Genomic DNA, 1,928 nt, shown 5'->3' with positions numbered 1-1,928 from the left:
GCCCTCACGCATGAGGCGACGCATCTGAGCCATGGCCATGCGCCGCTTTCCTATCAGAGACGCTTCCTCGGTGGACCCGACTGCCATCCCCCGGGCGTAAGCGTCGCGAATCGCGCGCACGCCATGAAACGCCTCGTTCCCCGCTGCTACGACCTGCGGCGGGCCCACGAGCCAGAGGCGTTCACTGGCTGTATAGAGACCGGTGCCACGAACGGCCTCCCTCACTGCCGCATCACGCGCCGCCCGGCTCTCCGGGACGCCCTTTTGAGATGTGCGCAGAGGTCGCTGTTTACGGAGCTGACGGCGGGTGTCCCCCGGACGGAACGGATGCTGCCCGACGCTGAGGAGACGCCCATAGCCGACCGACCAGCCCGCCTCTGGGTCGGTATCGACGCTGGCAAGGCCCACCATTGGCTGGCCGCCATTGATACCACCGGGGCAACGATCTGGAGCCGGAAAGTCCCCAACGACGAAAGTGAGATCCTGAGCGCGCTCGGCGAGATCTTCCCCTTGGCGGAGGAGGTCTGCTGGGCCGTGGACATCACCGGCACCGCATCCGCGCTGCTGCTCGCCCTACTTGCCGCCCACGGTCAACGCGCCGTCTATGTTCCCGGCCGGACGGTCAACCGCATGTCCGCTGCCTACCGCGGAGAAGCCAAGACCGACGCCAGGGACGCCTACGTGATCGCCAAGACAACTCGTCTGCGGCGTGACTTCAACTTCGTCGACGTACCCGCCCAGCTCGCCGCCGACCCGGCCCTGCTGACCTCTCACCGCTCCGACCTGATCGCCGACCGGGTACGCCTACTCAACCGGCTCCACGACGTACTCAGCGGCATCTTCCCCGCGCTGAAACGGGCTTTCGGCTACGCCGACCACAAAGGTGCGCTGATCCTGCTCACCGGCTATCAGACGCCGGCAGCCATACGCCGCCGGGGCCAGAGCCGCCTCACCGCCTGGCTGGCGGACCGCAGCGTGCGGAACCCCGACGCGGTGGCCGCCACCGCGCTGCAAGCCGCGCGAGCACAGCACACCGAGCTGCCCGGGCAGGACGTAGCCGCCGGCATTGTCGCGGACACCGCCACGCAGGTCCTGGCGCTGGACGAGCGGATCAAGCAGATCGACCAGAAGATCCGGCAGACCTTCCGCGCTCACCCGCACGCTTGCATCATCGAGTCCCTGCCGGGCATGGGCCCGATCCTGGGCGCCGAGTTCATCGTCGCCGCGGGAGACCTCTCCGCCTACCCCGGCTCAGGACACCTCGCCTCCGCCGCCGGCCTCGTGCCCGTTCCCAGGGACTCCGGCCGCCGCACCGGCAACCTCCACCGCCCCAAGCGCTACAGCCGACGCCTGCGCCGCGTCTTCTATCTCTCCGCCCAAACCAGCATCATCCGCGACGGCCCCACCCGCGACTACTACCTCAAGAAGCGACGCGAAGGCTGCAAGCACGTCCAAGCCGTCATCGCCCTCGCCCGTCGACGCGTCGATGTGCTCTGGGCCTTACTGCGCGATGGAAGGCTCTTCACCCTCCACCCACCATCCGCGCACGCCGCTTGAATCGGTCAGCGCTCCCCACCCCCCTGGCGATAGCCTGCGAGCCAACCCAGGGAGGCGGGTCCAGTGGGCTTCGACGCAGAACGATCAGCGCGCATCGCAGCCATGCGGGAAACCTCCCGGCCCGTCTGGGAGGCAACCGGCGACACGGACGCCCTCCAGCAGTTCCTCAAGGACAACGGGTGCCATGGAGCGGAAGCCGTGTTCGTCACCATGGGCCTGTTGGACTGCGATCTTGCGGAAGCCCAACGGGCCTTCTTCAGCGCCCCGTGCCGCGACGCCGAACGCCGGTTCCACAACGACGCCTTGGACCTGCTTGCCAAGGATGCCTCCGACGACGCATGACAGCAGGCGGAGCCTTGACTGGGCCATTA

The 1,928-nt window shown here is 68.0% G+C and carries 2 protein-coding genes; both read left to right on the top strand.

Annotated features, from left to right (window positions below):
• The first annotated feature begins 327 nt into the window (after positions 1-327).
• On the top strand, positions 328-1,557 hold the full coding sequence (locus tag VXC91_RS44990) for an IS110 family RNA-guided transposase (protein WP_329513110.1): 1,230 nt from the start codon (positions 328-330) through the stop codon (positions 1,555-1,557).
• A 102-nt stretch (positions 1,558-1,659) separates the two neighbouring features.
• Entirely contained in the window at positions 1,660-1,899 is a 240-nt protein-coding gene (locus VXC91_RS44985) for a hypothetical protein (RefSeq protein ID WP_329513109.1), read from the top strand.
• Positions 1,900-1,928: the final 29 nt, after the last annotated feature.

Source organism: Streptomyces chiangmaiensis, from assembly GCF_036281785.1.
Taxonomy (GTDB): Bacteria; Actinomycetota; Actinomycetes; order Streptomycetales; family Streptomycetaceae; genus Streptomyces; species Streptomyces chiangmaiensis.
This window is presented reverse-complemented; position numbering and strand designations above follow the sequence as displayed.